The sequence below is a fragment of the Virgibacillus sp. GM2-2 genome (assembly GCF_055329585.1).
Genome location: NZ_JBUZWC010000133.1, coordinates 1 through 248, shown reverse-complemented (window position 1 = coordinate 248; position 248 = coordinate 1). Strand labels below are relative to the sequence as shown.

At 48.8% G+C, this 248-nt stretch carries 1 protein-coding gene; it reads right to left on the bottom strand.

Annotated features, from left to right (window positions below; translation table 11 throughout):
• Positions 1–248 (bottom strand): SDR family NAD(P)-dependent oxidoreductase (locus ACY9Z2_RS19250; RefSeq protein ID WP_463611286.1); only part of this gene is annotated, 248 nt, incomplete at both ends.

The window sequence follows — 248 nt, the reverse complement described above, 5'->3', positions numbered from 1 at the left end:
GCTTTGGCTGCGGAATAGGATGCGCGATACTGCGTGCCCAGCAAACCTGCCACACTGGAAATAAATACAATACGACCAGATTTTTGTTTCAGAAACGTCGGCAATACCATTTTGGTGAGAAACACCTGCGAGAAATAATCGACTTCCATAATGGCGCGTTCAGTCTGCATGGTGGTGTCCCGAATCAGGGCGCGCTGACTCAGACCGGCATTATTAATCAGCCAGTCAATCCGGCCTTTTTGTTGCAA